We start from the raw sequence: 26,038 nt of genomic DNA, 5'->3' as shown, positions 1-26,038 counted from the left end.
ACCATTCCGGCGGCGGATGCTGCCAAACAGAACACCTAAGGAGGCCATCATGGCAAAGGCAAAGTTTGAACGGACGAAACCGCACGTAAACATCGGCACGATTGGTCACGTTGACCACGGCAAGACGACGCTGACGGCTGCGATCACGAAGTATTTCGGCGATTTCCAGGCGTACGACCAGATTGACGGCGCGCCCGAAGAGAAAGCCCGCGGGATCACCATTTCGACGGCGCACGTTGAGTATGAGACGGAGAACCGTCACTACGCGCACGTGGACTGCCCGGGTCACGCGGACTACGTGAAGAACATGATCACCGGTGCGGCGCAGATGGACGGCGCGATCCTGGTTGTGAACGCAGCGGACGGCCCGATGCCGCAGACGCGCGAGCACATCCTGCTGGGCCGTCAGGTCGGCATCCCGCAGATCGTTGTTTACATGAACAAGGTTGACCAGGTTGACGACGAAGAGCTGCTGGAGCTGGTGGAAATGGAAATCCGCGAGCTGCTGTCCTCTTACGAGTACCCGGGCGACGACATTCCGGTGATCCCGGGTTCCGCGCTGGCGGCGATGGAAGGCAACAACCCTGAGATCGGTGAAGAGTCGATCAAAAAGCTGATGGCAGCTGTGGATGATTACATCCCGACGCCTGAGCGTGCGGTTGACCAGCCGTTCCTGATGCCGGTTGAGGACGTGTTCTCGATCTCCGGCCGTGGTACTGTTGTGACCGGTCGTGTTGAGCGTGGCGTGATCAACGTGGGCGACGAAATTGAAATCGTTGGTATCCGCGACACCAAAAAGACCACCTGCACAGGTGTTGAGATGTTCCGCAAGCTGCTGGACCGTGGTGAAGCGGGCGACAACATCGGCGCACTGCTGCGCGGCATCGACCGTGACGGCGTTGAGCGTGGTCAGGTTCTGTGCAAGCCGGGTTCCGTGACGCCGCACACCAAGTTTGAGGCGGAAGCCTATATCCTGACCAAGGAAGAGGGTGGCCGTCACACGCCGTTCTTCGCGAACTACCGTCCGCAGTTCTACTTCCGGACCACCGACGTGACCGGCACGGTTCAGCTGGGCGAAGGCACCGAGATGGTCATGCCGGGCGACAACGTTTCCTTTGGCGTTGAGCTGATCGCGCCGATCGCGATGGAAAACGGTCTGCGCTTTGCGATCCGCGAAGGCGGCCGCACCGTTGGCGCGGGCGTTGTGTCCAAGATCACGGAGTGATCCACGGACGCGCAAAGAAAAGCGTGTCCAGGATCACAGAATAACCCTGTGTGCGCGGCAGGGTCTCTGCCGTGTCAGAACTGACAAGCGGCACCCGGTATCCCCGGGTGCCGTTTTTTGTGCGGGGGGTATTTGAAGCAGCAAACCTTTTTGCTGACTGCAGGCGAAAATCCGGTTCTGTCCATACTTTGACAATCAATTGGTGGTTCACTCGGCTCTGACAATGAACAGGAGCCAGAATGGAACCTCAGGAACGGATCGGCATCGCCGAGCTGACGAAACTCGCATTTTCAGGTGTCGACCTGTCCCCCCTCAGATCGGAACTGCTCAGGCAGGTGGCGTGCCCGGATCCCGCGCCGGGGTTCATGATGGATCTTTCCGCAATTGATCAGTTGTCCGGCAATGCAGAAACCGGTCTGCGCTGGCAGGATGAAGCACTGAAATTATGCCGGATGTACCGGACGCACCGCGACGCGGCCTGCGGTACGACACTGCTGGTCTACGCCACTCCTGCAAACATCGGCGCTAACACACCCGTCGAATTTCTGCTGGAGGGATCGAGGATCCAGACCGTTATCTTCTATCCCGATCCCGATGCATCAGCTGAGGTTTCGTTGCCGCCGCATGACGTCGCGTTCTGTGCAGCTCCGACAGATGGCGGAGATGCGCGTGAATTCTTTTCCCGTGTCCGCCAGATCGCTGCCAGGTCACCGGCTCCGGTCGTGAACCTCCCGGACAGGACGATCCATCTTGAACGGCATCTTCTGGAACGCCAGCTCGCCGGCGCGCCGGGCGTCACAGTGCCGAAAACACTCCGGTTGAGCCGCCGAATGCTGGAAGAGTTGTGCCAGTCAGTATCGGTAACCGGGGGGCATGACCCTGATCTGCCGTGGCCGGTTCTCATCCGGCCCGTTGGCTCTCACGCCGGAGCCGGTCTGGAGCGGGTTGTGTCGCGCAGTGAGCTTGCCGGGTACCTGACCAGGCAGTCTGACGCTGCCTTCAATGTTTCCGAGTTTATTGACTACTCTTCTGCCGCGGATTCCCTGCACCGGAAATACCGCATCATCTTTGTTAATGGTCAGCCCTTCCCCTGCCACATGGCGATCGCTGATCAGTGGGACGTCTGGTACCTGAACGCCGGCATGCACCTGAGCGAAAGCAAACGCCAGGAAGAGGAGGAGTTCATGGCCGCTTTCCCGGATGATTTTGCCCGCAAGCACGAAACAGCGCTTAAAGCCGTCGCATCCAGCATCGGCCTTGACTATTTCGGGATCGATTGCGCTGAGAATAAAGAGGGCAACCTGCTGGTGTTCGAAGCCGACAACGCGCTGATTGTGCATGATATGGACCCTGAAACAGTGTTTCCCTACAAGAGTGCTCATGTGCAGAGAATCTTTGCGGCATTTCAGGGAATGCTGGCCCGCAAAGCCCTTCCGGAAGCGGAACGTTCTCTCAGCCGACGCCGGGCTTGATGGCAGCGGGCGCTTCTGAGGTCTGAGCGCACAGAGCTGCTTTGTCCGGAAAATCCGCTTTCCGGGCAAAAACACCATTGCATCCCTGCGCGACTCCCCCTAAACGACCCCAATCCAATGAGGGTGCGGCAGGCCGCGCCCTTTTCCGTTGGACCAAAAGACGCGATGAGGGTGTGCGATGAGCGCCCGTCCTCCTCTCCGATCTGGACCCTGATATAAAGGGTGATGCACATGGCCGTTCAAAGCCAAAACATCCGCATCCGCCTCAAGGCGTTTGACTACCGCGTGCTGGATGCTTCCACACAAGAAATCGTCAATACTGCCAAGCGTACAGGTGCTTCCGTTCGCGGCCCGATCCCGCTGCCGAACAAAATCGAGAAGTTCACCGTTCTGCGTGGCCCGCACGTTGACAAGAAATCCCGTGACCAGTTCGAAATCCGCACGCACAAGCGTCTGCTGGATATCGTTGATCCGACACCCCAGACAGTGGACGCGCTGATGAAGCTCGATCTCGCTGCTGGCGTGGACGTCGAGATCAAACTGCAGTCATAAGCCTAGGAGGGTAATTGTTATGTTGCGCTCAGGCGTTATTGCAAAAAAAGTCGGGATGACCCGGCTGTTCATGGAAGACGGCAAGCAGATCCCTGTGACCGTTCTCCAGCTCGACAAGCTTCAGGTTGTGGCACAGCGCACTGCTGAGAAAGACGGCTATTCCGCTGTTCAGCTCGGCGCAGGTACGGCCAAAGCCAAGCGGACATCCCAGGCCATGCGCGGCCATTTCGCAGCAGCGAAAGTGGAACCCAAGCGCAAGGTTGCTGAGTTCCGTGTGGATGCCGAGAACCTGATCGGTGTGGGTGAAGAAATCACCGCGAACCACTACTTTGAGGGCCAGTTCGTTGACGTGGCCGGCACCTCGATCGGTAAAGGTTTTGCCGGTGCGATGAAGCGGCACAACTTCGGTGGTCTGCGCGCGTCGCACGGTGTTTCCATTTCGCACCGTTCGCATGGTTCCACAGGCCAGTGTCAGGACCCGGGTAAGGTTTTCAAAGGCAAGAAGATGGCCGGTCACATGGGCGCTGCCCGTGTCACCACGCAGAACCTGCAGGTTGTCCGCACTGATGCCGACCGTGGCCTGATCATGGTCAAAGGCGCTGTTCCCGGCTCCAAGGGTGGCTGGGTCACCGTCAAGGACGCGGTCAAAAAGCCGTTCCCTGAAAACGCGATCCTGCCCGCGGCGCTGAAATCTGCGGCCGAGGCTGCAGCCAAAGCTGCCGAGGAAGCCGCTGCTGCAGCTGCTGCCGAAGCCGAAGCCGAAGCCAAGCGTCTCGCCGAAGAGCAGGCCGCAGCTGAAGCCGAAGCGCTGAAAGCAGCCGAAGCCGAAATCGAAGCCGACAAAGCTGACGAAGCGGATGCCGGCGAAGAGAAGAAAGAAGGTGACGCATGAAACTCGATGTCATCAAACTCGACGGCGGCAAAGCCGGCTCGGTAGAGCTGGACGAGGCGCTTTTCGGTCTGGAGCCGCGCGCGGACATCCTGCACCGTGTCGTCCGCTGGCAGCGTAACAATGCGCAGGCCGGTACGCACAAGGTCAAGACCCGTTCTGAAACCAGCTACTCGACCAAGAAGATCTACCGCCAGAAGGGCACCGGTGGCGCACGCCATGGTGACCGTAATGCGCCGATCTTCCGCAAAGGTGGTATCTACAAGGGTCCGACCCCGCGCAGCCACGGTCACGATCTGACCAAGAAGTTCCGCAAACTGGGTCTGTGCCACGCGCTGTCGGCGAAAGCCAAAGCGGGTGAGCTGGTCATCATCGACGCCGCCGCAAGCGAAGGCAAAACAGCAGCACTTGCAAAACAGGTTGCTGACCTGGGCTGGAAGCGTGCACTGGTCATCGACGGTGCATCCGTGGATGAAGGCTTTGCAAAGGCAGCGCGCAACATTGACGGTCTGGATATCCTGCCGACAATGGGCGCAAACGTATATGACATCCTCAAGCGTGACACGCTGGTGATCACCAAGGCGGGTGTCGAAGCACTGGAGGCTCGTCTGAAATGAGTGCCAAGGCAGAACACTACGATGTGATCCGCAAGCCGGTCATCACCGAAAAAGCCACCATGAGCTCCGAGAACAACGCCGTTGTTTTCGAAGTGGCGATGGACAGCAACAAACCTCAGATCAAGGAGGCTGTTGAGGCACTCTTTGGTGTGAAGGTCAAAGCGGTCAACACCACTATCACAAAGGGCAAAGTGAAGCGTTTCCGCGGCCAGCTCGGCAAGCGTAAAGACGTGAAGAAAGCCTATGTGACGCTCGAAGAGGGCAACACAATCGACGTATCCACCGGTCTCTGAGACTGACTGCGTCTGAAGAAAGAGCCCCGGTCCACGACGGACCGGGGCTTTTTTTGTGCGGCTGGCAGGCAGGCGATAAGGTGGATTGCCTCGGAGCAATGCGCGTCGAACAAGGCATCGTTCGGCAACGTTCTTTCGTTGTTCAGTAACGTTTAAGGTCTTGTGCGTATCCCTGTCTCCAAGAAAAGGAGACTCCACCTGTGCCCGACCAGAAATCCGTTACAACACCCCGCGACATTGCCAACAAAGCAGAGACAACGGTCGTCTCATTGCCTCAGCGCGCGACGTCTTTGCTGCTCTGCTATGCGCTGTGCGCCATGTCCGAGGAGTCATGCGGGAAGCGCGACAAAGAGCGTGCCAGCGAGCAGGAGTATCTCCGGCAGGCGCTCCGTTTTCTCAAGGATGAGTTTCAGCAGTCCTTCCGCGCAGCAGACGGCGACCTGTCTGATGAACTGAAAGCGGCGCTGCGCATGCTCCGGGACGCCGTCGACAGTGTCTGTCAGAAGCTGCCCGCGGATCAGAGCGACGCATCGTCCGGGCTGCTGGAGGATCTGAAGGCAGAGGTTGAGGACAGCCTGGCACCAGCGGTGACTTCCTTTCTGAGTGCATTGTTTGACAGCGTGGTCGCCTGGGAAAAGGCCAGCGCAAGGCTGGCCAAAGACGTGGATTCGTCTGCTCTTTCTCAGATTGATACGATCTCCCGCAAGATCAATTTCATTGCCGTAAACGCGTCCGTTGAAGCCGCGCGTGTCGGCGACGTGGGCAAGGGGTTTGCTGTGATCGCCTCTGAGATCAAGGAGCTTTCCCAGCAGTCGCGCGTCGCGGTTGAGCAGATGCGCAGCACGGTTGCCTGACCTGCCCCACGGCTGCGGGGAATAAACGCGGGTTATCCCCGGTAACTCCTTGACCCGCTGCCCGGTCTCCCCTATCAGACGCCATCGGCAAGGCCCCGGATTCGTCCGGGGCTTCGTTGTTGTCCGAAAGGACGAACACATCGGGCACCTACGGGGGCCTTCATACCATAGGCAGGGCAACCTGCCGTACAGCAAAACGGAAGACAGACAACATGGCACTCAAGTCGTACAAACCGACGACGCCGGGCCAGCGTGGGCTGGTACTGATCGACCGTTCGGAGCTCTGGAAAGGCCGCCCGGTCAAGTCCCTCACAGAGGGTCTGACCAAGAATGGCGGACGGAACAACACCGGACGGATCACGATGCGCCGCAAAGGCGGCGGGGCAAAACGCCTCTACCGGATCGTTGACTTCAAACGGAACAAAATGGATGTGGCGGCCACGGTCGAGCGCATCGAATACGACCCCAACCGCACAGCTTTCATCGCACTCGTGAAATACGAAGACGGTGAGCAGGCCTACATCCTGGCGCCGCAGCGTCTCGCCGTAGGTGACAGCGTGGTCGCAAGCGCGAAAGCGGATATCAAACCCGGTAACGCGATGCCCTTCTCCGGCATGCCGATCGGTACAATCGTGCACAACATCGAGATGAAGCCCGGCAAGGGCGGTCAGATCGCACGTGCCGCCGGCACCTACGCCCAGTTCGTTGGCCGCGACGGTGGTTACGCTCAGATCCGTCTGAGTTCGGGCGAACTGCGCCTCGTGCGTCAGGAATGCATGGCGACTGTTGGTGCCGTGTCCAACCCGGACAACTCCAACCAGAACTACGGTAAAGCCGGTCGTATGCGCCACAAAGGCGTGCGCCCGTCGGTCCGTGGTGTTGTTATGAACCCGATCGACCACCCGCACGGTGGTGGTGAAGGCCGTACATCCGGTGGTCGTCACCCGGTTACCCCCTGGGGCAAACCGACCAAAGGTGCCAAGACCCGTAATTCCAAAAAAGCGTCCAGCAAGCTGATCATCCGCTCGCGTCACGCCAAGAAGAAGGGGCGCTGATAGATGGCACGCTCTGTATGGAAAGGTCCTTTTGTCGACTCTTATGTGTTGAAAAAGGCCGAGGCGTCCCGCGAAAGCGGCCGCAACGAAGTGATCAAGATCTGGTCGCGCCGCTCGACAATTCTGCCCCAGTTCGTGGGTCTGACATTCGGCGTTTACAATGGCCACAAGCACATCCCGGTCAATGTGACCGAGGATATGATTGGTCAGAAATTCGGTGAGTATTCGCCGACGCGGACCTACTACGGTCACGCCGCTGACAAGAAGGCGAAGCGCAAATGAGCAAGGATAAGAATCCCCGCCGCGTGGCCGACAACGAAGCGCGCGCCAAGCTGCGCATGCTGCGTACAAGCCCGCAGAAACTGAACCTCGTCGCCGCAATGATCCGTGGCAAGAAAGTGGACCGTGCTCTGACCGATCTGACTTTCTCCAAAAAGCGGATCGCTCAGGACGTGAAGAAATGTCTTCAGTCCGCGATTGCAAACGGCGAAAACAACCACAACCTCGACGTGGACGAGCTGATCGTTGCAGAAGCCTATGTTGGCAAGAACCTGACAATGAAGCGCGGTCGCCCGCGGGCCCGTGGCCGTTTCGGCAAGATCATCAAGCCGTTTTCGGAAATCACGATCGTCGTACGTCAAGTTGAGGAGCAAGCCTGATGGGTAACAAAGTCAATCCGATCGGCATGCGCCTGCAGGTGAACCGCACCTGGGACAGCCGCTGGTACGCCGACACCAAGGATTATGGTGATCTTCTTCTCGAAGACCTCGCGATCCGTGAATTCATCAAAGAAGAATGTAAGCAGGCCGGTGTGGCCCGTGTGATCATCGAGCGTCCGCACAAAAAGTGCCGCGTAACGATCCACACAGCACGCCCCGGTGTCATCATTGGCAAGAAAGGCGCAGATATCGAAACGCTGCGTCAGAAGATCGCCAAAATGACCGAGAGCGAGCTGCACCTCAACATCGTTGAAGTGCGCAAGCCCGAGTTGGACGCGGCCCTCGTTGGTGAGAGCATTGCACAGCAGCTGGAGCGCCGGGTGTCTTTCCGCCGCGCCATGAAGCGTGCGGTTCAGAACGCGATGCGCATGGGTGCCCTGGGTATCCGTGTGAACGTGGCCGGCCGTTTGGGCGGTGCCGAAATCGCGCGTACTGAATGGTACCGTGAAGGCCGTGTGCCGCTGCACACGCTGCGCGCCGACATCGATTACGCACACGTGGAAGCGACGACTGCCTATGGCATCATCGGGATCAAAACCTGGATCTTCAAAGGGGAGATCATGGAGCACGATCCGTCCGCGCGTGACCGTAAAGCACAGGAACTCCAGGATGGCCCTGCACCGCGTGGTGCCGGCGGTCGTCGCTGAGGAGGAATGATCAATGCTTCAGCCAAAGCGTACTAAATTCCGCAAACAGTTTAAGGGCTCGATCAAGGGACTGGCGAAGGGCGGGTCTGACCTGAACTTCGGCACCTATGGTCTTAAAGCTCTTGAACCCGAGCGGGTCACAGCGCGTCAGATCGAGGCGGCACGCCGCGCGATGACGCGTCACATGAAACGTCAGGGCCGTGTCTGGATCCGCATCTTCCCGGATGTGCCTGTCACAGCCAAACCCATCGAAGTCCGTATGGGTAAAGGTAAGGGTTCGGTCGACCGTTGGGCGGCCAAGGTCAAGCCTGGCCGTATCATGTTCGAGATCGACGGCGTCAATGATGACATTGCCCGTGAGGCGCTTCGCCTTGCTGCGATGAAACTGCCGATCAAAACACGTGTGGTTGTCCGCGAGGACTGGTAACCGCGTCGTTTCTGATCCGGAGAACACTGAAAGCCCCGCCCCGAACAGGCGGGGCTTTTTTTGTCAGACGGCAGAGGCTCGGCCCAGCAGCGCCTTGTTATGGTCATCACGGTCGCCAATGGCATACGAACTGCTGACGATCACCCATTTGCCTCCGGTAAACCGCAGCTCCGAATAAACCGCAAAAGGGGCCTGGGTGATCACATTTCCACTCAGCAGTCTGGTTTCGTGCGTGGCAATAACCGTGTCGCTGTCGCGGAAGCGCGCCTCGACGCAATGCCTGTACATCTGACTTACACCGTTTCTGGCGTAATGCGCGCGCACGGCCAGATAGACTTCCTTCAGATCGTCGACGTCTTTGATTGTCCTGTGACCCTCAAATGTCTCCAGCTCATACGGAAGGTGAAAACACGACAGAAAGAGCTCGAAGTCACCCGACATGAAGGCCGTCCCGGTCAGCTCCAGGAGGTGCTCAGACACTTCTTTTGCGGTCTTGAAATTCTGCTGCATTCATCCGACGGCGGGCTGAGCCACCGTACTCATCTTAAAAAAATATGAGCTCAGCCTGTGGTGAAAGTTGTTTTGTTTCAAGCTTCTGGTGAAATACCCGCCTGATTTCAGTGTTTTTCCGCCTGACTTCTCGCCAGGATGGAATCGCGCCCGTGGACTACACTTTTGCGGGCGCGATTTCGGGCTGTCAGCTCCATTTATAGTTGAAGCTGACGCTGATCCGTTCTTCGTCTGCCATGTTCAGCGGTACCTCATGGCGCAGCCAGCTTTCCCACAGCAGGACTTCCCCGGCTTTCGGTGCCACATAGCTGAACGCGCGCAGCTCGTCACGGGCATCGGGCAGACGCGGTGGTGCCGCCATCATCATCGTATGGCGCGGATCCTCAAATTTGATCGCGCTGGCACCGTCCGGCACGGCAACATAGGTGGTGCCGCTGACCACCGAATGAGGATGGATATGGGAGGTGTGGATGCCGCCGGGCGGCAGAATATTGATCCAGATGTCTTCGAGCTCCAGCCCGCGTCCGTCGAGGTCAAATTCAGCATCCTTCGCAAAGGCACTCACATGCTGATCCAGGATCTTCACAAGGTCTTTGAAAACCGGAAAGCGATAGGGCAGATCCGTGAGGGACGCATAGCTGGTGTAGCCCGGATACCCGTTTTCCTCGCACCAGTTCTGTCCCGCCTCGTCATCTTCCGCGATGGACCAGCAGGACGCTTCGAGTTCATTACCATCAATCGGCTTGCCCTGTTCGGACAGCAGGGCGCGGTACAGGCGTGTTACGAAAAGAGAGCGGATTTCTGGCATCGGTTTCGTCTCTGGAATTGGGAACGGGTGTTACAGGGGTATCAGGCGCTGCCAGAAAAGCCACCCCGGCGCATGGTTGCATTGTTACGTCGCGTAACAACCAATGCGTGTCGCGCGTGTACCCTCAGATGTCGTTTTTCCACAACTGAGTCCCCGCGCGCGGGTGCAAGGCACCTGCATCAATATGAATTGACCTCCTGGTCAAAAAAATACCTGAAAATTTGTTCTGAACTGCCCGGTAATCTGGCCGGGCCGCGGAGTGCGCTATGCGACATTCAAGACCGGAAGACTTTTTTAATTCGATGGCCGCCGCCTATGCCGACGGTGATTTTGCAAGAGTAGCCGAAGGGTTTGATACACCCGGGGCCGTCTATGTCGAAGACGACATTATTGTGTACAACGATACAGACTCGCTGATCGAGACCCTTCGCAGCCATTGCGAGGCAAACTTCCTGCTCGGCACACGCCGGGTGTCCCCGAAAATCGTGGCGCAAAGTCTGCATGGCCGTCAGCATTTCTCGGTCTGGGTGTCCTGGGCGCACGAGGATGCTAACGGCCGGCCGCTGTTTCACGTGCCCATGCGGTATTTCTTTCGCCGCACACCCGGCGGTGCGCTGTCTGTGCAGCTTGTCGAACTGCCCGACCGACCCGAGGCCTATGAGAGTGACAAGGTGCGCCCTCCGTTCCGGCGCACGCGTGAACGGACCGGGCGCCGCTGCGTCGTCTGAGCCTCGCTGGGTTCGCTGAAGGCAGGCGGTCGGGCAAAGTGCGGGACGCTTGAAAGGCTGTTGACCTGACGATCCCGCTGGGACCTGATGTTCAGGCATGCCCGCCTGGTGTCGGGCGGACCGGACAGAGAGCCTGCGGATGGAACTGGACCACATATTCCTGTTCGTGCGGAACGAGGAAACCGCCCGCCGGATGATGGCGGATGCAAGGTTGCGCGTGAACTACACCCGGCATCACCCAGGCCAGGGCACAACCAACCTGTGTGCCTGTCTGGATGATATGTTCTTTGAACTTCTCTGGGGGGATGGATCAGCAGTTTCACCAGCAAGTCAGGCGATCGGGCTGGAAGCCCGCAGCCAGGGGCTTGGGTCGCCGCTGGGGATTTCGTGGCGTGGCGATGCGGGTCTGGACTGTGATCCCTATGCGGCCCCGTTTCTGCCGGACGGGACTACCATCCCGGTTGCGAGGGCGAGCCGCGATCTGAGTTTGCCGTTCATGTTCCGAACGCCCGGAGGTGTCCCGCCGGTCCGGCGAACTGACGGTCTTGTCGGAGCGCGGCAGGCACCGGAATTTAGGACACTGGCCCAGGTTGAGATCACGCTGCCCGATCCTGAACCGGTCGGGGCCCTGTTTGCTCCGGTCCCGCACCTGTCCTTTTCGGCGGGTACCCCGGGACTACGCGCATCACTGGCGGACGCACAGGGCGCGGTCACCGGAAGCTTCGGGTGGTCGGCGGCTTAGCTGATGGGCTGACGGCTGATAATGCCCCGGGATAGAACCACAGGCGCGGCAGATCACAGCGCCAGGGGCGAGATGCCCCCCGCAAACGCCGCGAGGATTGGCGAGGTCAGCGCAAAACCGGCGCGCAGGTATTCTGCCACGCCTTCCTTAAGCCCGCGCTCAGACCGCCAAGATTGTGAGTCCGGCGGCTCGCCGGTCAGTTCTGCATGGTCGGCCCGGCTGGCGAGCCTTTTGATGCGGGCGTCGAGGATGAAGGCAACGGGCAGATAAAAGCTCAGCATCAGCAGGCTGAAATAAGTGCCTGTATAGAGTGAGGCTGACAACAGAACCGCGCTGTAGGCGGATCTTTCGGCGTCCGCGATCAGCGGCAGAGGCCAGTAGATCCAGCTGGCCGCGTAGAGCATGCCAAAGGACAGCACGAGGCCCGACAGGTAAAGCTGCTGCCGCATGTGGCGCAGGTTCTCGGCAAGCAGAGCGGCTTCTTCCTCAATGTCCCGGGTATCCCGGTCGTTCAGGCACAGGATCATGCCGACAATGATGGACCCCAGTGCCAGCCCGGCAAAAATGTTCATCATATCCACCACGACGGCGAACATGGAGATGACCGGCGTGTCACCGCAGGTCCCCATAAGCCAGGTATCCGCCGCATGGGCGCAGCCCTTCAGCGTGCCGCGGGACAGGACGTTTTCGAAAACATCCTTGCCGAGGCGGTCGTAGACCAGCGAACCGCCGGCATCGCCGAAATCGCGCAGGGTTGGCAGCGCCGCAAGCAATACAACAAAAAGAAAGGTCAGAATGGCGGCAATGCGCGTGGCAGGTGCCAAAGGGCGCAGGAGTGTCATACCCAGCATCGCGGCCGCGAGCACGGAGAGCGCGCCAAAGAGCCACGAGGCTGCCAGAAAGCGGTAACGCCCGGCAGCTTCCAGCCAGTCCTGGCCTGGTTTGACGATGCCGTCCGACACACCCAGGTCCCGGGGCATCAGGTGCGTGCCGATGAATTTGTGAGTCAGGAAAATGAGGACCGGCATCAGCACGATGGCAAAACAACGTAGATCGACACTGCGCGGTGGCGTTGCGGTCTTTTTCTTCGATGGCCCTGTCATACAATATGCATAGCACGGGATGGGCTGGCTTGCGAAATCCGGTTTGAATACGGCAAAAGGGCGGTGCTGCACCGGCAGCCATCCGCGCGGCATACCGGTGTGTCATGATGCCGTTCCGGTTGGGCGCAATGGTCATAGGGCAGGGGGGCCGGGCGGGTCAGGTCGCCGGCCCGGAGCAGTTGACCGTGCACCACTTGCAAAGCACTGGGTGGCGGCTCCGTCCTGAGAGTGCTCAAAGCGCCCGATGCCCAAGGAAATAAAGGGTTGCCAAGGCTGCGCAACCCTCCTATACGGCCCCTTCATCATGAACTCCACGGGAATCAGGGTGACGCTTTTGTGCGGCCTGCCTGTGATGTTGAAAGGAAAAAGGCGATGAACGCCAAGGAATTGCATGACAAAACGCCTGACCAGCTGCGTGAAGAGCTGGCAAACCTGAAGAAAGAGCAGTTCAACCTGCGCTTCCAGCAGGCCACCGGCCAGCTGGAAAACCCGTCACAGCTGCGCACGGCCCGCCGTAACGCGGCCCGTGTCAAAACCGTTCTGAACCAAAAAGCAGCCGCAGCTGCTGCATCTGAGTAAGGAGAGCCCTCATGCCGAAGCGTATCCTGCAGGGCGTCGTTACTTCTGATGCCAACGCACAAACAGTCACCGTGAACGTCGAGCGCCGCTTTACGCACCCGGTTCTGAAAAAGACCATCCGTAAGTCCAAAAAGTACCGGGCGCACGATGAGAATAACACATTCAAAGTGGGCGACACTGTCCGCATCATTGAATGTGCACCGAAGTCCAAGACCAAACGCTGGGAAGTGCTGACGGCCGCTGAGGCCTGATCACGACCTGATTATTCGAAACCCTGGGGGTAAGGCCACGCATCGGCCCCCCAAAGGTCGGGAGAAACCAAATGATCCAGATGCAGACCAACCTGGATGTTGCTGACAACAGCGGCGCACGCCGTGTTCAGTGCATCAAGGTACTGGGTGGTTCCAAGCGTAAATACGCATCCGTCGGCGACATCATTGTCGTGTCGGTCAAGGAAGCCATCCCGCGCGGTCGTGTGAAAAAGGGCGACGTCCGTAAGGCCGTCGTTGTTCGCACTGCCAAAGAAGTCCGTCGCGAAGACGGCACAGCGATCCGCTTTGACCGGAACGCCGCCGTTATCCTCAACAACAACAACGAGCCGATCGGTACACGTATCTTTGGCCCGGTTGTCCGTGAGCTGCGCGCGAAGAACTTCATGAAAATCATCTCGCTTGCTCCGGAGGTGCTGTAATCATGGCTGCTAAACTTCGCAAAGGTGACAAGGTCATCGTGCTGGCCGGCAAGGACAAGGGTAAGACAGGCAACATTTCGTCTGTTGACCCGAAATCCGGCAAGGCCGTTGTGGATGGCATCAACATCGCAATCCGCGCAACCCGCCAGTCCCAGACATCTCAGGGTGGCCGCCTGCCCAAGGCAATGCCCGTCGATCTGAGCAACCTGGCAATTGTTGACAAGAACGGCAAAGCAACCCGCGTTGGCTTCCGCATGGAAGGTGACAAAAAGGTACGCTTCGCCAAGACCACAGGGGACGTGATCGATGCTTGATTCTGCAAACTACACACCCCGTCTGAAGGTTTCATACAAAGACACCATCCGCGCCGCACTCAAAGAAGAGTTCGGCTACAAGAACGACATGCAGATCCCGCGTCTCGACAAAATCGTTCTGAACATCGGCTGTGGTGCTGAAGCCGTTCGTGACAGCAAAAAAGCCAAGTCCGCGGTTGAGGACCTGACGCTGATCGCCGGCCAGAAGGCACTGACCACGACCGCCAAGAAGTCCATCGCGGGCTTCCGGGTTCGTGAGGACATGCCGCTGGGTGCAAAAGTGACCCTGCGCGGTGACCGTATGTACGAATTCCTTGATCGTCTGATCACGATTGCTATGCCCCGTATCCGCGACTTCCGCGGCGTTTCGGGCAAATCCTTTGATGGCCGTGGCAACTATGCCATGGGGCTCAAAGAGCACCTCGTGTTCCCGGAAATCAACTTCGACAAGATCGATGAGAACTGGGGAATGGACATCGTCATCGCCACAACGGCGAAAACCGACGCTGAAGCCAAGGCGCTGTTGAAAGCTTTCAACATGCCCTTCAACAGTTAAGCGCGGGAAGGATTAGAGATATGGCTAAGAAATCTATGATCGCACGTGAGAAGAAGCGTGAGCGTCTGGTTGCGAAATACGCCGCCAAGCGCGCAGCTCTCAAAGAGATCATCAACGACGAGAGCAAAGACACGCAGGAGCGTTTCCGCGCGTCTCTCAAGCTGGCGAAACTGCCCCGCAACTCCAGCGCTGTGCGTCTGCACAACCGCTGCCAGCTGACGGGCCGTCCGCACGCTTACTATCGTAAACTGAAAATTTCGCGGATCGCGCTGCGGGACCTGGGCTCCACAGGCCAGATCCCCGGCATGGTCAAGTCGAGCTGGTAAGGAGAGCATGAGATGAACGATCCTATCGCTGATATGCTCACCCGTATCCGTAACTCTCAGATGCGCGGCAAATCCACAGTCATGACACCGGCTTCCAAGCTGCGTGCATGGGTTCTGGATGTGCTCGCAGACGAAGGCTACATCCGCGGCTATGAGAAAACCACAGGCGCCGACGGCCACCCGGCCATCGAAATCAGCCTGAAGTACTACGAGGGCGAACCTGTTATTCGCGAACTGAAGCGGGTCTCCAAACCCGGTCGTCGCGTTTACATGGGCGTCAATGACATCCCCGTTGTCCGTCAGGGCCTCGGCGTGTCGATTGTCTCCACCCCCAAGGGTGTGATGTCGGACCAGGCTGCACGCAGCGCCAATGTCGGCGGCGAAGTGCTCTGCACCGTATTCTAAGGAGCGCAAGATGTCTCGTATTGGTAAAAAACCGGTCGAACTGCCCAGCGGCGTATCTGCTTCTGTCAGCGGCCAGACCATCGAAGTCAAAGGCCCCAAGGGCACACGCTCGTTCAGCGCAACGGACGACGTGACCCTGACGGTTGCGGACAACGTTGTGACAATTGAACCGCGCGGTAAATCCAAGCGCGCGCGCCAGCAGTGGGGCATGTCCCGCACGATGGTGCAGAACCTTGTTACAGGCGTGACTGAAGGCTTCAAAAAAGAGCTGGAGATCCAGGGTGTGGGTTACCGGGCGCAGATGCAGGGAAACACCCTGAAGCTGAACCTCGGCCTGTCCCATGATGTGGATTACACCGCACCCGAGGGTGTGACTGTAACTGCTCCGAAGCAAACCGAAGTTGTGGTGGAAGGCATTGACGAACAGCTTGTTGGTCAGGTTGCCGCGAACATCCGCGCATGGCGTAAGCCCGAGCCGTACAAAGGCAAGGGCATCCGCTATAAGGGCGAGTTCATCTTCCGCAAAGAAGGCAAGAAGAAGTAAGGACCGCAAAAATGGCAAACAGCAAAAGAGACCTGTTCCTCAAGCGCCGTCTTCGCGTCCGGAACAAACTCCGCAAGGTCAACGCAGGTCGCGTGCGCCTTTCGGTTCACCGCTCGAACAAGAACATCTCCGTTCAGCTCATCGACGACGTGGCGGGCAAAACACTCGCCTCCGCATCGACACTCGAGAAAGAACTGGGTGTTGTCGGCAAAAACAACATCGAAGCAGCCACCAAAGTGGGCACGGCCATTGCCGAGCGCGCCAAAAAGGCTGGTGTTGAAGAAGCTTACTTCGACCGTGGTGGTTTCCTCTTTCACGGCAAGGTCAAGGCAGTTGCCGACGCCGCGCGTGAAGGTGGTCTGAAGATCTGAAGACCTGAGGAGGGCTTTGCGGCCCTCCCGATGATCCGGGGGCTGTTGCCCACCAGGATTGAGACAATGGGCCGCGTGCCCGCATTCCAAAGGAGGCCTGCATGGCCAGAGAACCAAACCAGCGGGGCCGTCGCGATCGCGATGAGGCACCGGAATTCGCAGACCGTTTGGTCGCGATCAACCGCGTTTCCAAAACCGTTAAAGGTGGTAAGCGCTTTGGCTTCGCCGCCCTCGTCGTCGTTGGCGACCAGAAAGGCCGCGTAGGCTTTGGCAAAGGTAAAGCGAAAGAGGTGCCTGAGGCGATCCGCAAGGCAACTGAGCAGGCCAAGCGTCAGATGATCCGTGTTCAGCTGCGCGAAGGCCGCACCCTGCACCACGACATGGAAGGTCGTCACGGCGCCGGTAAAGTGGTTATGCGCACAGCACCTGAAGGTACCGGGATCATCGCAGGTGGTCCGATGCGTGCCGTCTTCGAGATGCTCGGCGTCAAGGACGTTGTGTCCAAGTCCATCGGCTCGCAGAACCCTTACAACATGATCCGAGCCACCATGGACGGTCTGAAAAAGAATCCAGCCCCCGTTCGGTCGCGCAGCGTCGTGGCAAGAAAGTGGCCGACATTCTGCCCAAGCGTGAAGACAACGTAGAGTCCTCCGCTCAGGTGGCTGAGGAGGTATAACCCATGGCCAAGACAATCGTGATCAAGCAGATCGGTTCCCCGATCCGCCGCCCCGCCAAACAGCGTGCTACGCTGATCGGTCTGGGCCTGAACAAGATGCACAAGACCCGCGAACTCGAAGATACACCTTCGGTGCGTGGTATGATCAATTCGATTCCGCATATGGTGGAGATTATCGAGGAAAAGGGCTAATCGCCCTGCGTTAACTTTTTTGTTAACGGATCGAGAACAAGGCCGCCCCTGCCGGGGGCGGTTTTTTTGTGAAGACCGTATGCTGATGAGCATGAAAAACGCTTTTTATCAAACGCTTGACGCGTTTTCCCGTTGGGGTTGTGGGCCGCATGGTTAACCAGGTCACCGGCATCATTTGACTCTGCGCTCCCCGCTCGCATATTAACACTTTGTTAATAAATTGCTTTGCGACGGAGTTATTTTGATGCGTTTTTCCCGGTTTGCCGCGCTTTTTCTGGCGTGTTTTTTGATGATGACCCCGGCCGCAGAGGCGGTGACCGTGATCTACACCGGTGCGCAGTACTCCGACGTCAGCTATCGAGAACCGGATCGTCCTGCTATGAGCAGGCCTCTGCGGCACTCCTACGGGACGGATATGCATGCGACACTGACATTCGATCTGGACGGCCCGCTGCTGGCGGACACGGAATACTCAACCCATGGCTGGGATGGGCCCACCATCACGTCGATGTCGGCGCATGACGGCATCAACGTATTCGGCCAGGACGAGCTGTTCGGCAGTTTTGTCACCGATTCCGCCGCCCGGATCACCGGATGGTACTTTGTCGCCACGCGCGGTTCTGTTGATCTGGACCTGCTGGTTGTGGAATCCGGTGTCGGCGCGCGCGCCGAGTATTATTACGAGTATCAGCGCCTCGCGCCGGAAACCCTCACCTTTGCGCGGGCCTCGCGCTTTGGGGATTTCTTTACCGCTGAGGCGTCAGAGGCATCCACAGATGCATCAGGCAGCTGGCGGGTTGTGAACGATGATGGTGTGTCGATGGTACCGCTGCCGGCCACGGGGCTGCTTTATGGCGTGCTGTCGCTGGGGCTCTTTGGCGCGCTGCGCCGTCGCGCATAACCGCCCGCCGTCCGGAAGCGGGCTTTTGCTGTTGAAAATCGGGATTTGATGCGCCCGGGCACTTGAAAAACTCACCGTCTGTCCGTAAGAGCGCACGACTGGGTCCGTCCGGGCGCCAGAATCATGAAACGCCGTGGTCGGCCACTCCCGTCGCTGGGGGTCGCATCCGGCAAGAGGAGAAGCGACAATGAAACTCAATGAACTGCGCGATAACGACGGCGCCACCAAAAAACGCAAGCGCGTTGGCCGTGGCCCGGGTTCCGGCACCGGTAAAATGGGTGGCCGTGGTATCAAAGGTCAGAAATCCCGTTCGGGTGTGGCGATTAACGGCTACGAGGGTGGCCAGATGCCGCTCTACCAGCGTTTGCCGAAGCGCGGCTTCAACAAGCCGAACCGCAAGTCTTTTGCCGTTGTAAACCTTGGCCTGATCCAGAAATTCGTGGACGCCAAGAAGATCGACGCCAAAAAAGCGATCACCGAAGACGTCCTGGTCGAAAGCGGCCTGGTGCGCCGTAAGCGCGATGGAATCCGCGTTCTGGCCAAGGGTGAAGTAACCGCAAAACTGTCCATCGAAGTGACCGGCGCGTCGAAATCCGCCGTTGCCGCGGTCGAAAAGGCCGGCGGGTCGCTGACAGTTGCGGCACCGGTCGCGGAAACGTCAGAGGCGTAAGCCCCCAGAACGGACTTGTGGGCGGCGACGTCGCCGCTTACATAGTCCGGAGAGTTTTCCCTGACGCCGCCCGCCGGAAAACGGCCCGGGCGGCGTATTTGTTACGAAAGAGAGCCCTTAATGGTTTCTGCTGTCGAAAACATGGCCGCCAACACCAGCTGGTCCGCGCTGGGTAAGGCAACCGACCTTCGCAACCGTATCCTTTTTACCCTTGGACTTCTGATCGTGTACCGTCTGGGGACGTTTATCCCCGTGCCGGGCATCGATGGCGTCGCTCTGCGCGAATTCATGGAACAGGCAGGCCAGGGTATCGGCGGCATGGTCTCCATGTTTACCGGCGGCGCTCTGGGGCGGATGGGTATCTTCGCTCTGGGCATCATGCCCTACATTTCGGCCTCGATTATCGTACAGCTGCTTACGGCCATGGTGCCGAAGCTTGAGCAGCTGAAGAAAGAGGGCGAACAGGGCCGCAAAAAAATCAACCAGTACACGCGGTTCGGCACCGTGGCACTGGCAACCGTGCAGGCATATGGCCTCGCGGTCAGTCTGGAAGCCGGCGATATTGTCACCGATCCCGGCATGTTCTTCCGCATGTCCTGCGTGATCACCCTTGTGGGTGGCACAATGTTCCTGATGTGGCTCGGCGAACAGATCACGGCGCGTGGTATCGGCAACGGTATCTCGCTGATCATCTTCGTTGGTATTATCGCTGAAATTCCGGCCGCAATTGCGCAGTTCTTTGCCTCTGGCCGCTCCGGCGCGATCAGCCCTGCGGTGATCATCGGCGTGCTGGTGATGGTCGTGGCGACCATTATGTTCGTGGTATTCATGGAACGCGCGCTGCGGAAGATCCACATACAGTATCCCCGCCGCCAGGTCGGCATGAAAGTCTATGATGGCGGTTCCAGCCACTTGCCGGTCAAAGTGAACCCGGCGGGCGTTATTCCGGCGATCTTCGCGTCCTCGCTGCTGCTGCTGCCGATCACGATCAGCACATTCTCGGGCAATTCCACCAATCCGGTGATGTCCTGGCTGCTGGCGAACTTTGGTCCCGGTCAGCCGCTGTATCTGACGTTCTTCGTCGTTATGATCGTCTTCTTTACGTATTTTTACACGTTCAATGTGTCGTTCAAACCGGATGACGTCGCGGACAACCTGAAGAACCAGAACGGTTTCATTCCGGGGATCCGCCCGGGTAAGCGCACGGCTGAATACCTTGAGTATGTGGTCAACCGCCTTCTGGTTCTGGGCTCAGGCTATCTGGCTGCAGTCTGCCTGTTGCCGGAAATCCTGCGCGGACAGTTTGCGATCCCGTTCTATTTCGGGGGAACGTCGGTTTTGATTGTGGTCTCGGTAACGATGGACACCATTCAGCAGGTACAGAGCCACCTGCTGGCACATCAATACGAAGGTCTGCTTGAGAAGTCTCAGCTGCGTGGCAAGTCTGCCGGTGGAAAAGGCCGCAAGAAACGGAGCCCTGTACGCCGATGAACATTATCCTTCTCGGACCGCCCGGAGCGGGCAAAGGAACCCAGGCCCGCCATCTGGTCGAAGAACGTGGCATGGTTCAGCTGAGCACCGGCGACATGCTGCGCGAAGCCAAGGACAGCGGCACCGAGATGGGTAAGGTCGTGGCCGATGTGATGGCCCGCGGCGCGCTGGTCACGGACGAGATTGTCATCGGTCTGATCCGCGAGAAACTTGAAACCGTGAAGGCTAATGGTTTCATCTTTGACGGCTTCCCGCGCACACTGGCGCAGGCAGATGCACTGGGTGAGCTGCTCGAGGCCGAAGGGCAGACGCTCGACAAAGTGGTTGAGATGCGCGTGGACGACGAAGCACTGGTCGCCCGGATCGTGGCGCGGTCAACCTGCGGCATGTGCGGTGAGGTTTACAACGACAACACCAAACCCATCCCGGCGGACGGCAAATGCACCAACTGTGGCGGCACTGAATTCAAACGTCGGGCGGATGACAATGAGGAAAGCCTCAAGACCCGTCTGATGGAATACTACAAACAGACGTCACCACTGATCGGGTATTACTATGCCAAGGGTATGCTGAGCCGCGTGGACGGACTGGGTGCCATCGACGCGGTGCAGGGCGAGATCAAAGCCGTCCTCGACAGCTGACAGATCATTAGCCGGCCCGGCTGTGTCTTTTTCCAAGGGAACGGAGCGCGCTCTGAGCTGGGCGTTCAACTGATCTGTATGCCCATCTGCTGATGAAGATAAGGATCGCAAAAGAGGCGATTGCAAATCCGTTGGTGGTGATCAGCTCATGTGCGAACAGTCCTCAGGACCCGACCTGCAACAGCGACATCAACAGCAGGTGTATTGAATAGGTCAGGTCGCCTGCTGGTTTCAGGAAGCGGAATTTCTCTGCCTGTGTGACCTTAAGCTGGCCGGTCAGCACCAGAACACCGGCAAACAGGGGCGCCAGTTGCAGCGTGAGTGGCAGTCCCGGCATCAGCTGCCACGCAAAGATCAATGGTACAGCGCCGCCGCAGGCGCACCGGGCAGCGACGGTTGTCCGGGAGCGCCCCGGAAGGCGGGCCAGCGCGCCGAAGACGGCAGAGGCGATACAGCCAAAGATAAAGCAGGCGCCACAAGCCAGGATCAGATTGTCCGGGACTGCCATCAGTCCGGGAAAGCCCAAAAGCGCGACCAGCGAAACGATCCGGCCCGTCCCTGCCACCATCAGGACACCAATGAAAACCATATAGATCACGATTTCCACGGATACTGACCGGATCGCACGATTGAATGACAGGCCCGCGTCGCCACCAGCTGCAGCACGGCGATATAGACCAGTGTCACAAAATGCAGCGGGCAGAGCCTCGAAAAACGGTTCAGGATAATAGACCCCAGCCTCGGCTTTGACCTCTTCTGCAGATAGACTTGGGCAAAGAAAAATCAGGAAATTGCCAGGAAGAGAATAACAGCGAGCCTGCCGCGTTCGACGATCCAGTCCGGATGCGGTAAACGGCCAGATCCGCCCATGCGTGTCCGTCCAGACCGTCGCGGCAGAAGTTCCTGTAGTGGAAAATTACCAAACACAGGGCGGCGCAGCACTGGCTGACAGGTAGCGCAGAAACAGCAGCGGACCGAACCTCTTACCATACCCACCGCAGCGCTACGAAAAGCCCGGCTTTTTTCAGGTCGGGCAGGTCGGGATAAAAACCGTTCCCGACGGCGGATCTGACCTCAGGCGACCCAGTCGCCCCAGAAAGTTGCAAAATCTTTCAGGAGGGCCGTGTGCACAGCGCGCCCTTCCTCTTCGGCTTTCCCAGCGGCATCTGCGGCATTCCGGGCGCGGATTTCCAGCTTCACCTCCGGTGACAGACCCGCACGGTAACTGACATCCCGGGCGTTGTCTGCGGCCTGCTGCAGCGTGCGCATGGCCTCACGCCCGACGTCTGCCGTTTTCTGGATGTAGGTTGTCAGTTCATCAAATTTTTCCTGCGTGTCTCCGCTCAGGTCCCAGATCAGGGCTCGCTTAATAATCTTTGCGCATCTTTTCAGTTGCTTTACCGCCTTCTCGGCTGTGCCGGCATCCACCTCTTCGGGCATGCGTACTTCGGCGCGCATGGCGGCACCATCATCCAGCAGTTTGCGGAAAAAGGTCCGGTTGTTTGCGGAGGCGGTCGCATCTTCGTCGATAAGCGCAACGGCGGCTTTGATGCTGTCGATCTCGGATTTGTCGCGCGTGATCTGAACGGCCGCACCGCGCGAGGGGTGTACCCTCCGGCCCGAGTCCTTCGCGCTTACGGGGTCCACCTCGTAGTATTCCATCAGCTTGCGGTCCGCAGGGGCGTTCGCCGGGGCGCTTGCCGGATCGGTGACCTCGCCGCCCTGTGCCCAGTCGGGCGTTCCGGCTTCTAACTGCTCGCGGATAAACCAGTTGAGCTTTGTCTGTCTGGTGGTCTTTGCGGCTTTAGCACGTTTGAAATCTTCCTCTGCGCCCTCGCGGTCGATGTTGAAGCGCCTGATGTTCCGCTGCTTGCCCCGGTCGTCCTCCGGCCCGCTGCCGTGGGTGGTACGGATGCGGCCATCGTCAAAATAGATGCTGCCGATCTTGCCGCCATCCATGCTGACAATGACGGTTTCCTGTTCCGGCGCCGCGTCCCCGTCTTCGTCACCCGCGCGTTGTGCAACGTTATCTGCTTTCTGTTGCAGGACTGCCAGCGATCTGGCGCCGGGGCTGGTATCTGCGTGGCGCTGCAGTGCAGCCAGTGGGGCACCGTCCGGACTGCGACCGGCTGCAGCCCGCGTCGCAGGCTGTTGAGGGGGCTTGCCCGCAGGTTTAATTGTCCGTATTGGCAGGGCGGCCTCCTGTCCGGTGCTGCGCGTCAGGTCGTGCCACCATAGGTAGAAAGGACGCTGGGGATCAAGTCTTCGGCTGCGCCTGCCCGCAGGCTTTTACTGGCGGGTTGACGCCTGCGCCAAAACCCCATAACACGCGCTATCTCGACAGAGAATCAAATTTGTCCAAAGGGTCGCTCCCTGCGGACAGGATCACCTGATCAGCTGACGCCCGATGCCGTGAAAAGCTTCGGGCTTACGTTGTGAAAAAAGGGTCTGGAGCTACGGACCCGCAACGAAAAGGAATAGCACACGTGGCACGTATCGCCGGCGTAAACATCCCGACTGCAAAGCGGGTTCCGATCGCCCTCACCTACATCACCGGTATCGGCAACGCTTCTGCAAAAGCAATCTGCGAAGCTGTTGGTATCGACGCGACCCGCCGGGTCAACGAACTGTCGGACGCAGAAGTCCTGGCCGTGCGCGAGCACATCGACGCAAACTACACCGTTGAAGGCGACCTGCGCCGTGAGGTGCAGATGAACGTCAAGCGCCTGATGGACCTCGGCTGCTACCGTGGCCTGCGCCACCGCCGCAACCTGCCGGTCCGCGGCCAGCGTACCCACACCAACGCACGCACCCGCAAAGGCCCCGCAAAGGCCATTGCCGGCAAGAAGAAATAAGGAGGTCTGATCAATGGCACGTGATAAGACACGCACAAAACGCAAGGTCTCCAAGAACATCGCAGCTGGCGTTGCGCATGTGAATTCGTCCTTCAACAACACCAAAATCCTGATCTCTGACGTGCAGGGCAACGCGATCTCCTGGTCGTCCGCCGGCACCATGGGCTTCAAAGGCTCGCGGAAATCCACGCCTTACGCTGCTCAGATGGCGGCTGAGGATGCAGGCCGCAAAGCGCAGGAACACGGTGTCAAGACGCTGGAAGTCGAAGTTCAGGGCCCTGGTTCGGGTCGTGAGAGTGCGCTGCGCGCGCTGGCGGCTGCCGGTTTCAACATTACATCCATCCGCGACGTAACGCCGATGGCCCACAACGGCTGCCGCCCGCCGAAACGCCGCCGGGTATAATTGCCAGAGACCATTCGGGGCTGCGTATTCTGCGCGGCCCCAATCCGCTTTTTTGAAACCTCGAGAGTCGCAGCCCTGGGACATGGGGGCGCTGACAGGAATGGAGGGACGCATGATCCACAAGAACTGGGCTGAACTGATCAAGCCGCAACAGCTTGACGTGAAACCGGGCAACGATCCCGCACGCCAGGCCACCGTTATGGCAGAGCCGCTGGAGCGTGGTTTTGGTCTGACAATGGGCAACGCGCTGCGCCGCGTGCTGATGAGCTCGCTGCAGGGTGCAGCGATCACTTCCGTACAGATCGACAATGTTCTGCATGAGTTTTCCAGCGTTGCCGGTGTGCGTGAGGACGTAACCGACATCATCCTGAACCTGAAGGGTGTGAGCCTGCGCATGGAGGTCGAAGGCCCCAAGCGTCTGTCCGTATCTGCAAAAGGCCCGGGCGTTGTGACTGCGGGTGACATCTCTGAAAGCGCCGGCATCGAAGTGCTGAACCGCGATCACGTGATCTGCCACCTGGACGATGGCGCGGACCTCTATATGGAACTGACCGTCAATCAGGGCAAAGGCTACGTTTCTGCCGAGAAGAACAAGCCCGAAGATGCGCCCATCGGTCTGATCCCGATCGACGCGATCTATTCGCCGGTCAAGAAAGTCAGCTACGACGTACAGCCGACCCGCGAAGGTCAGGTACTGGATTACGACAAGCTGACAATGAAGGTCGAAACCGACGGGTCGATCACGCCGGATGACGCAGTGGCTTTCGCCGCACGCATTCTGCAGGACCAGCTGGGCATCTTTGTGAACTTTGACGAGCCGGAATCTGCGTCGCGCGCCGATGAGGACGATGGTCTGGAGTTCAACCCGCTGCTGCTCAAGAAAGTCGACGAGCTGGAGCTGTCTGTACGGTCGGCAAACTGTCTCAAGAACGACAACATCGTCTATATCGGGGATCTCATCCAGAAAACCGAAGCAGAGATGCTGCGCACGCCGAACTTCGGCCGCAAGTCGCTCAACGAGATCAAGGAAGTGCTGTCCGGCATGGGTCTGCACCTCGGCATGGATGTCGAAGACTGGCCGCCTGACAACATCGAGGATCTGGCCAAAAAATTTGAGGATTCTTTCTGAGAATCCTCACCCGAATGCCCGCGTGGTGCGGGGAAATCAGGGCATCTGCCCCAAGGAGAGCCGGGTGACACGCATCACCCGGTCAGACAAAGCAAAACAGCCCCTGAGGGGCACATAGGAGATAAACAATGCGTCACGCACGTGGATACCGCCGCCTGAACCGCACACATGAGCACCGCAAGGCGCTCTGGGCCAACATGGCGGGCTCGCTCATTGAGCATGAACAGATCAAAACAACTCTGCCCAAGGCAAAAGAACTGCGCCCGATCATCGAAAAGATGATCACGCTGGCGAAACGCGGTGACCTTCACGCGCGTCGTCAGGCGGCCGCAAAGCTGAAGCAGGACCAGTATGTTGCCAAGCTCTTTGACGTGCTGGGCCCCCGCTACAAGGACCGTCAGGGCGGTTACGTCCGCGTCCTGAAAGCCGGCTTCCGGTATGGCGACATGGCACCGATGGCGATCATCGAATTTGTTGACCGTGACCGCGATGCAAAAGGCGCCGGCGACAAGGCCCGTCTGGCGGCTGAGGAAGCTGCAGAAGAATAAACCCGGCGCTTCTTTGCCGGAGTGGCCCTTGTCCGTCACCGGACAAGGGCTTTTTTTATGCCTCCGGCGGGGATATTTAAAGCCGGAGAAGGGTGCGCGTTGCGC

37 protein-coding genes and 1 pseudogene are annotated in these 26,038 nt (G+C 58.8%); 33 read left to right on the top strand and 5 right to left on the bottom strand.

Translation table 11 applies throughout. The annotated features are described in order from the left end of the window. Nucleotides 1–49 precede the first annotated feature (49 nt). The 12 genes from tuf to rplP all read left to right on the top strand — a co-directional run bounded on the left by tuf (nt 50) and on the right by rplP (nt 8,750). Nucleotides 50–1,225: an elongation factor Tu gene (gene tuf, locus ACZ1HA_RS13880; RefSeq protein ID WP_375229968.1), complete on the top strand. Its 1,176-nt coding sequence runs from the start codon at nt 50–52 to the stop codon at nt 1,223–1,225. A gap of 239 nt (nt 1,226–1,464) precedes the next feature. Further along, nucleotides 1,465–2,697: an ATP-grasp domain-containing protein gene (locus tag ACZ1HA_RS13875; protein WP_472714298.1), complete on the top strand. Its 1,233-nt coding sequence runs from the start codon at nt 1,465–1,467 to the stop codon at nt 2,695–2,697. 231 nt (nt 2,698–2,928) lie between these two features. Further along, nucleotides 2,929–3,249, top strand: a complete 321-nt coding sequence (gene rpsJ / locus ACZ1HA_RS13870; protein ID WP_195819727.1) for a 30S ribosomal protein S10 — start codon at nt 2,929–2,931, stop codon at nt 3,247–3,249. A 19-nt stretch (nt 3,250–3,268) separates the two neighbouring features. Next, complete coding sequence (gene rplC / locus ACZ1HA_RS13865; protein ID WP_375229979.1) at nt 3,269–4,141, top strand: 50S ribosomal protein L3; 873 nt, start codon at nt 3,269–3,271, stop codon at nt 4,139–4,141. Beyond that, complete coding sequence (rplD, locus tag ACZ1HA_RS13860; protein ID WP_375229980.1) at nt 4,138–4,755, top strand: 50S ribosomal protein L4; 618 nt, start codon at nt 4,138–4,140, stop codon at nt 4,753–4,755. Before rplC ends, rplD begins: the two co-directional genes overlap by 4 nt. Beyond that, complete coding sequence (locus tag ACZ1HA_RS13855) at nt 4,752–5,048, top strand: 50S ribosomal protein L23 (RefSeq protein WP_298844810.1); 297 nt, start codon at nt 4,752–4,754, stop codon at nt 5,046–5,048. The genes rplD and ACZ1HA_RS13855 overlap by 4 nt, the downstream gene beginning before the upstream one ends. Nucleotides 5,049–5,248: 200 nt before the next feature. Then, complete coding sequence (locus ACZ1HA_RS13850; RefSeq protein WP_472714297.1) at nt 5,249–5,902, top strand: methyl-accepting chemotaxis protein; 654 nt, start codon at nt 5,249–5,251, stop codon at nt 5,900–5,902. A gap of 212 nt (nt 5,903–6,114) precedes the next feature. Next, entirely contained in the window at nt 6,115–6,957 is an 843-nt protein-coding gene (gene rplB, locus ACZ1HA_RS13845; protein WP_436398663.1) for a 50S ribosomal protein L2, read from the top strand. 3 nt (nt 6,958–6,960) lie between these two features. Further along, complete coding sequence (gene rpsS / locus ACZ1HA_RS13840; RefSeq protein WP_263843604.1) at nt 6,961–7,239, top strand: 30S ribosomal protein S19; 279 nt, start codon at nt 6,961–6,963, stop codon at nt 7,237–7,239. Then, nucleotides 7,236–7,616, top strand: coding sequence for a 50S ribosomal protein L22 (gene rplV, locus ACZ1HA_RS13835; RefSeq protein ID WP_375229982.1), 381 nt, complete (start codon nt 7,236–7,238; stop codon nt 7,614–7,616). The genes rpsS and rplV overlap by 4 nt, the downstream gene beginning before the upstream one ends. Continuing rightward, nucleotides 7,616–8,323 (top strand): 30S ribosomal protein S3, encoded by a 708-nt coding sequence (gene rpsC, locus ACZ1HA_RS13830; protein WP_375229983.1) that lies wholly within the window; start codon nt 7,616–7,618, stop codon nt 8,321–8,323. Before rplV ends, rpsC begins: the two co-directional genes overlap by 1 nt. A gap of 13 nt (nt 8,324–8,336) precedes the next feature. Continuing rightward, nucleotides 8,337–8,750, top strand: coding sequence for a 50S ribosomal protein L16 (gene rplP / locus ACZ1HA_RS13825; protein ID WP_375229984.1), 414 nt, complete (start codon nt 8,337–8,339; stop codon nt 8,748–8,750). Between the two features lie 63 nt (nt 8,751–8,813). Here rplP and ACZ1HA_RS13820 read toward each other — a convergent pair whose 3' ends face one another. Together ACZ1HA_RS13820 and ACZ1HA_RS13815 are read right to left on the bottom strand one after the other, a co-directional pair. Further along, nucleotides 8,814–9,230, bottom strand: coding sequence for a hypothetical protein (locus ACZ1HA_RS13820; protein WP_375229985.1), 417 nt, complete (start codon nt 9,228–9,230; stop codon nt 8,814–8,816). 217 nt (nt 9,231–9,447) lie between these two features. Continuing rightward, nucleotides 9,448–10,068: a TIGR02466 family protein gene (locus ACZ1HA_RS13815; protein ID WP_472714296.1), complete on the bottom strand. Its 621-nt coding sequence runs from the start codon at nt 10,066–10,068 to the stop codon at nt 9,448–9,450. 266 nt (nt 10,069–10,334) lie between these two features. Here ACZ1HA_RS13815 and ACZ1HA_RS13810 point away from each other — a divergent pair, with 266 nt between their 5' ends. Together ACZ1HA_RS13810 and ACZ1HA_RS13805 are read left to right on the top strand one after the other, a co-directional pair. Then, the gene (locus ACZ1HA_RS13810; protein ID WP_375229987.1) at nt 10,335–10,796 is read left to right on the top strand and encodes a hypothetical protein; all 462 of its coding nucleotides are present in this window, start codon (nt 10,335–10,337) and stop codon (nt 10,794–10,796) included. A gap of 139 nt (nt 10,797–10,935) precedes the next feature. Continuing rightward, nucleotides 10,936–11,538 (top strand): VOC family protein, encoded by a 603-nt coding sequence (locus tag ACZ1HA_RS13805; RefSeq protein WP_472714295.1) that lies wholly within the window; start codon nt 10,936–10,938, stop codon nt 11,536–11,538. A gap of 53 nt (nt 11,539–11,591) precedes the next feature. Here ACZ1HA_RS13805 and ACZ1HA_RS13800 read toward each other — a convergent pair whose 3' ends face one another. Then, entirely contained in the window at nt 11,592–12,641 is a 1,050-nt protein-coding gene (locus ACZ1HA_RS13800; RefSeq protein WP_472714294.1) for a hypothetical protein, read from the bottom strand. 372 nt (nt 12,642–13,013) lie between these two features. On the opposite strand from ACZ1HA_RS13800, the gene rpmC reads away from it, so the two are divergent. The 15 genes and pseudogenes from rpmC (at nt 13,014) to ACZ1HA_RS13725 (ending at nt 20,998) form a co-directional block, all read left to right on the top strand. After that, nucleotides 13,014–13,220, top strand: a complete 207-nt coding sequence (rpmC, locus tag ACZ1HA_RS13795; RefSeq protein WP_375230945.1) for a 50S ribosomal protein L29 — start codon at nt 13,014–13,016, stop codon at nt 13,218–13,220. Nucleotides 13,221–13,231: 11 nt separating this feature from the next. Then, complete coding sequence (gene rpsQ / locus ACZ1HA_RS13790) at nt 13,232–13,471, top strand: 30S ribosomal protein S17 (protein WP_375229990.1); 240 nt, start codon at nt 13,232–13,234, stop codon at nt 13,469–13,471. A 71-nt stretch (nt 13,472–13,542) separates the two neighbouring features. Next, the gene (gene rplN / locus ACZ1HA_RS13785) at nt 13,543–13,911 is read left to right on the top strand and encodes a 50S ribosomal protein L14 (RefSeq protein WP_011567679.1); all 369 of its coding nucleotides are present in this window, start codon (nt 13,543–13,545) and stop codon (nt 13,909–13,911) included. 2 nt (nt 13,912–13,913) lie between these two features. Then, a complete protein-coding gene (rplX, locus tag ACZ1HA_RS13780) occupies nt 13,914–14,225 on the top strand; it encodes a 50S ribosomal protein L24 (protein WP_375229991.1) in 312 nt (103 codons plus the stop codon). Beyond that, entirely contained in the window at nt 14,218–14,781 is a 564-nt protein-coding gene (gene rplE / locus ACZ1HA_RS13775; protein ID WP_375229992.1) for a 50S ribosomal protein L5, read from the top strand. Before rplX ends, rplE begins: the two co-directional genes overlap by 8 nt. A gap of 20 nt (nt 14,782–14,801) precedes the next feature. Continuing rightward, complete coding sequence (gene rpsN / locus ACZ1HA_RS13770) at nt 14,802–15,107, top strand: 30S ribosomal protein S14 (protein ID WP_375229993.1); 306 nt, start codon at nt 14,802–14,804, stop codon at nt 15,105–15,107. Nucleotides 15,108–15,119: 12 nt separating this feature from the next. Further along, nucleotides 15,120–15,512: a 30S ribosomal protein S8 gene (gene rpsH / locus ACZ1HA_RS13765; protein ID WP_300033878.1), complete on the top strand. Its 393-nt coding sequence runs from the start codon at nt 15,120–15,122 to the stop codon at nt 15,510–15,512. Between the two features lie 10 nt (nt 15,513–15,522). Further along, the gene (gene rplF / locus ACZ1HA_RS13760) at nt 15,523–16,056 is read left to right on the top strand and encodes a 50S ribosomal protein L6 (protein WP_472714293.1); all 534 of its coding nucleotides are present in this window, start codon (nt 15,523–15,525) and stop codon (nt 16,054–16,056) included. Nucleotides 16,057–16,067: 11 nt separating this feature from the next. Further along, nucleotides 16,068–16,427 carry a 50S ribosomal protein L18 gene (gene rplR, locus ACZ1HA_RS13755; protein ID WP_472714292.1) on the top strand — a complete coding sequence of 120 codons (360 nt, stop codon included), beginning with the start codon at nt 16,068–16,070 and terminating at the stop codon, nt 16,425–16,427. Between the two features lie 101 nt (nt 16,428–16,528). Beyond that, nucleotides 16,529–17,103: pseudogene (gene rpsE / locus ACZ1HA_RS13750) on the top strand (30S ribosomal protein S5). Between the two features lie 3 nt (nt 17,104–17,106). Further along, nucleotides 17,107–17,295 carry a 50S ribosomal protein L30 gene (gene rpmD / locus ACZ1HA_RS13745; protein ID WP_298844911.1) on the top strand — a complete coding sequence of 63 codons (189 nt, stop codon included), beginning with the start codon at nt 17,107–17,109 and terminating at the stop codon, nt 17,293–17,295. Nucleotides 17,296–17,539: 244 nt separating this feature from the next. Then, nucleotides 17,540–18,196 carry a hypothetical protein gene (locus ACZ1HA_RS13740; RefSeq protein WP_472714291.1) on the top strand — a complete coding sequence of 219 codons (657 nt, stop codon included), beginning with the start codon at nt 17,540–17,542 and terminating at the stop codon, nt 18,194–18,196. Nucleotides 18,197–18,383: 187 nt separating this feature from the next. Next, nucleotides 18,384–18,866: a 50S ribosomal protein L15 gene (gene rplO / locus ACZ1HA_RS13735; protein ID WP_375229997.1), complete on the top strand. Its 483-nt coding sequence runs from the start codon at nt 18,384–18,386 to the stop codon at nt 18,864–18,866. 120 nt (nt 18,867–18,986) lie between these two features. Next, nucleotides 18,987–20,357: a preprotein translocase subunit SecY gene (secY, locus tag ACZ1HA_RS13730; protein ID WP_472714290.1), complete on the top strand. Its 1,371-nt coding sequence runs from the start codon at nt 18,987–18,989 to the stop codon at nt 20,355–20,357. Further along, complete coding sequence (locus tag ACZ1HA_RS13725) at nt 20,354–20,998, top strand: adenylate kinase (protein ID WP_375229999.1); 645 nt, start codon at nt 20,354–20,356, stop codon at nt 20,996–20,998. Before secY ends, ACZ1HA_RS13725 begins: the two co-directional genes overlap by 4 nt. Nucleotides 20,999–21,161: 163 nt before the next feature. Here the strand turns inward: ACZ1HA_RS13725 and ACZ1HA_RS13720 are convergent, their stop codons facing one another. Both ACZ1HA_RS13720 and ACZ1HA_RS13715 read right to left on the bottom strand, forming a co-directional pair. Beyond that, the gene (locus ACZ1HA_RS13720) at nt 21,162–21,605 is read right to left on the bottom strand and encodes a hypothetical protein (RefSeq protein WP_472714289.1); all 444 of its coding nucleotides are present in this window, start codon (nt 21,603–21,605) and stop codon (nt 21,162–21,164) included. 467 nt (nt 21,606–22,072) lie between these two features. Next, nucleotides 22,073–22,957: a hypothetical protein gene (locus ACZ1HA_RS13715; protein ID WP_375230001.1), complete on the bottom strand. Its 885-nt coding sequence runs from the start codon at nt 22,955–22,957 to the stop codon at nt 22,073–22,075. 527 nt (nt 22,958–23,484) lie between these two features. Between ACZ1HA_RS13715 and rpsM the strand changes: the two genes are divergently transcribed. From rpsM to rplQ, 4 genes are all read left to right on the top strand, one after another. Further along, on the top strand, nt 23,485–23,853 hold the full coding sequence (gene rpsM, locus ACZ1HA_RS13710) for a 30S ribosomal protein S13 (RefSeq protein ID WP_300033902.1): 369 nt from the start codon (nt 23,485–23,487) through the stop codon (nt 23,851–23,853). A gap of 13 nt (nt 23,854–23,866) precedes the next feature. Continuing rightward, complete coding sequence (rpsK, locus tag ACZ1HA_RS13705) at nt 23,867–24,256, top strand: 30S ribosomal protein S11 (protein ID WP_227271748.1); 390 nt, start codon at nt 23,867–23,869, stop codon at nt 24,254–24,256. A 112-nt stretch (nt 24,257–24,368) separates the two neighbouring features. Beyond that, nucleotides 24,369–25,385 (top strand): DNA-directed RNA polymerase subunit alpha, encoded by a 1,017-nt coding sequence (locus tag ACZ1HA_RS13700; RefSeq protein WP_375230002.1) that lies wholly within the window; start codon nt 24,369–24,371, stop codon nt 25,383–25,385. A 128-nt stretch (nt 25,386–25,513) separates the two neighbouring features. After that, nucleotides 25,514–25,933, top strand: a complete 420-nt coding sequence (gene rplQ, locus ACZ1HA_RS13695) for a 50S ribosomal protein L17 (protein WP_472714288.1) — start codon at nt 25,514–25,516, stop codon at nt 25,931–25,933. Nucleotides 25,934–26,038 lie beyond the last annotated feature (105 nt).

The organism is Roseobacter sp. S87 (assembly GCF_055693285.1).
This window is presented reverse-complemented; position numbering and strand designations above follow the sequence as displayed.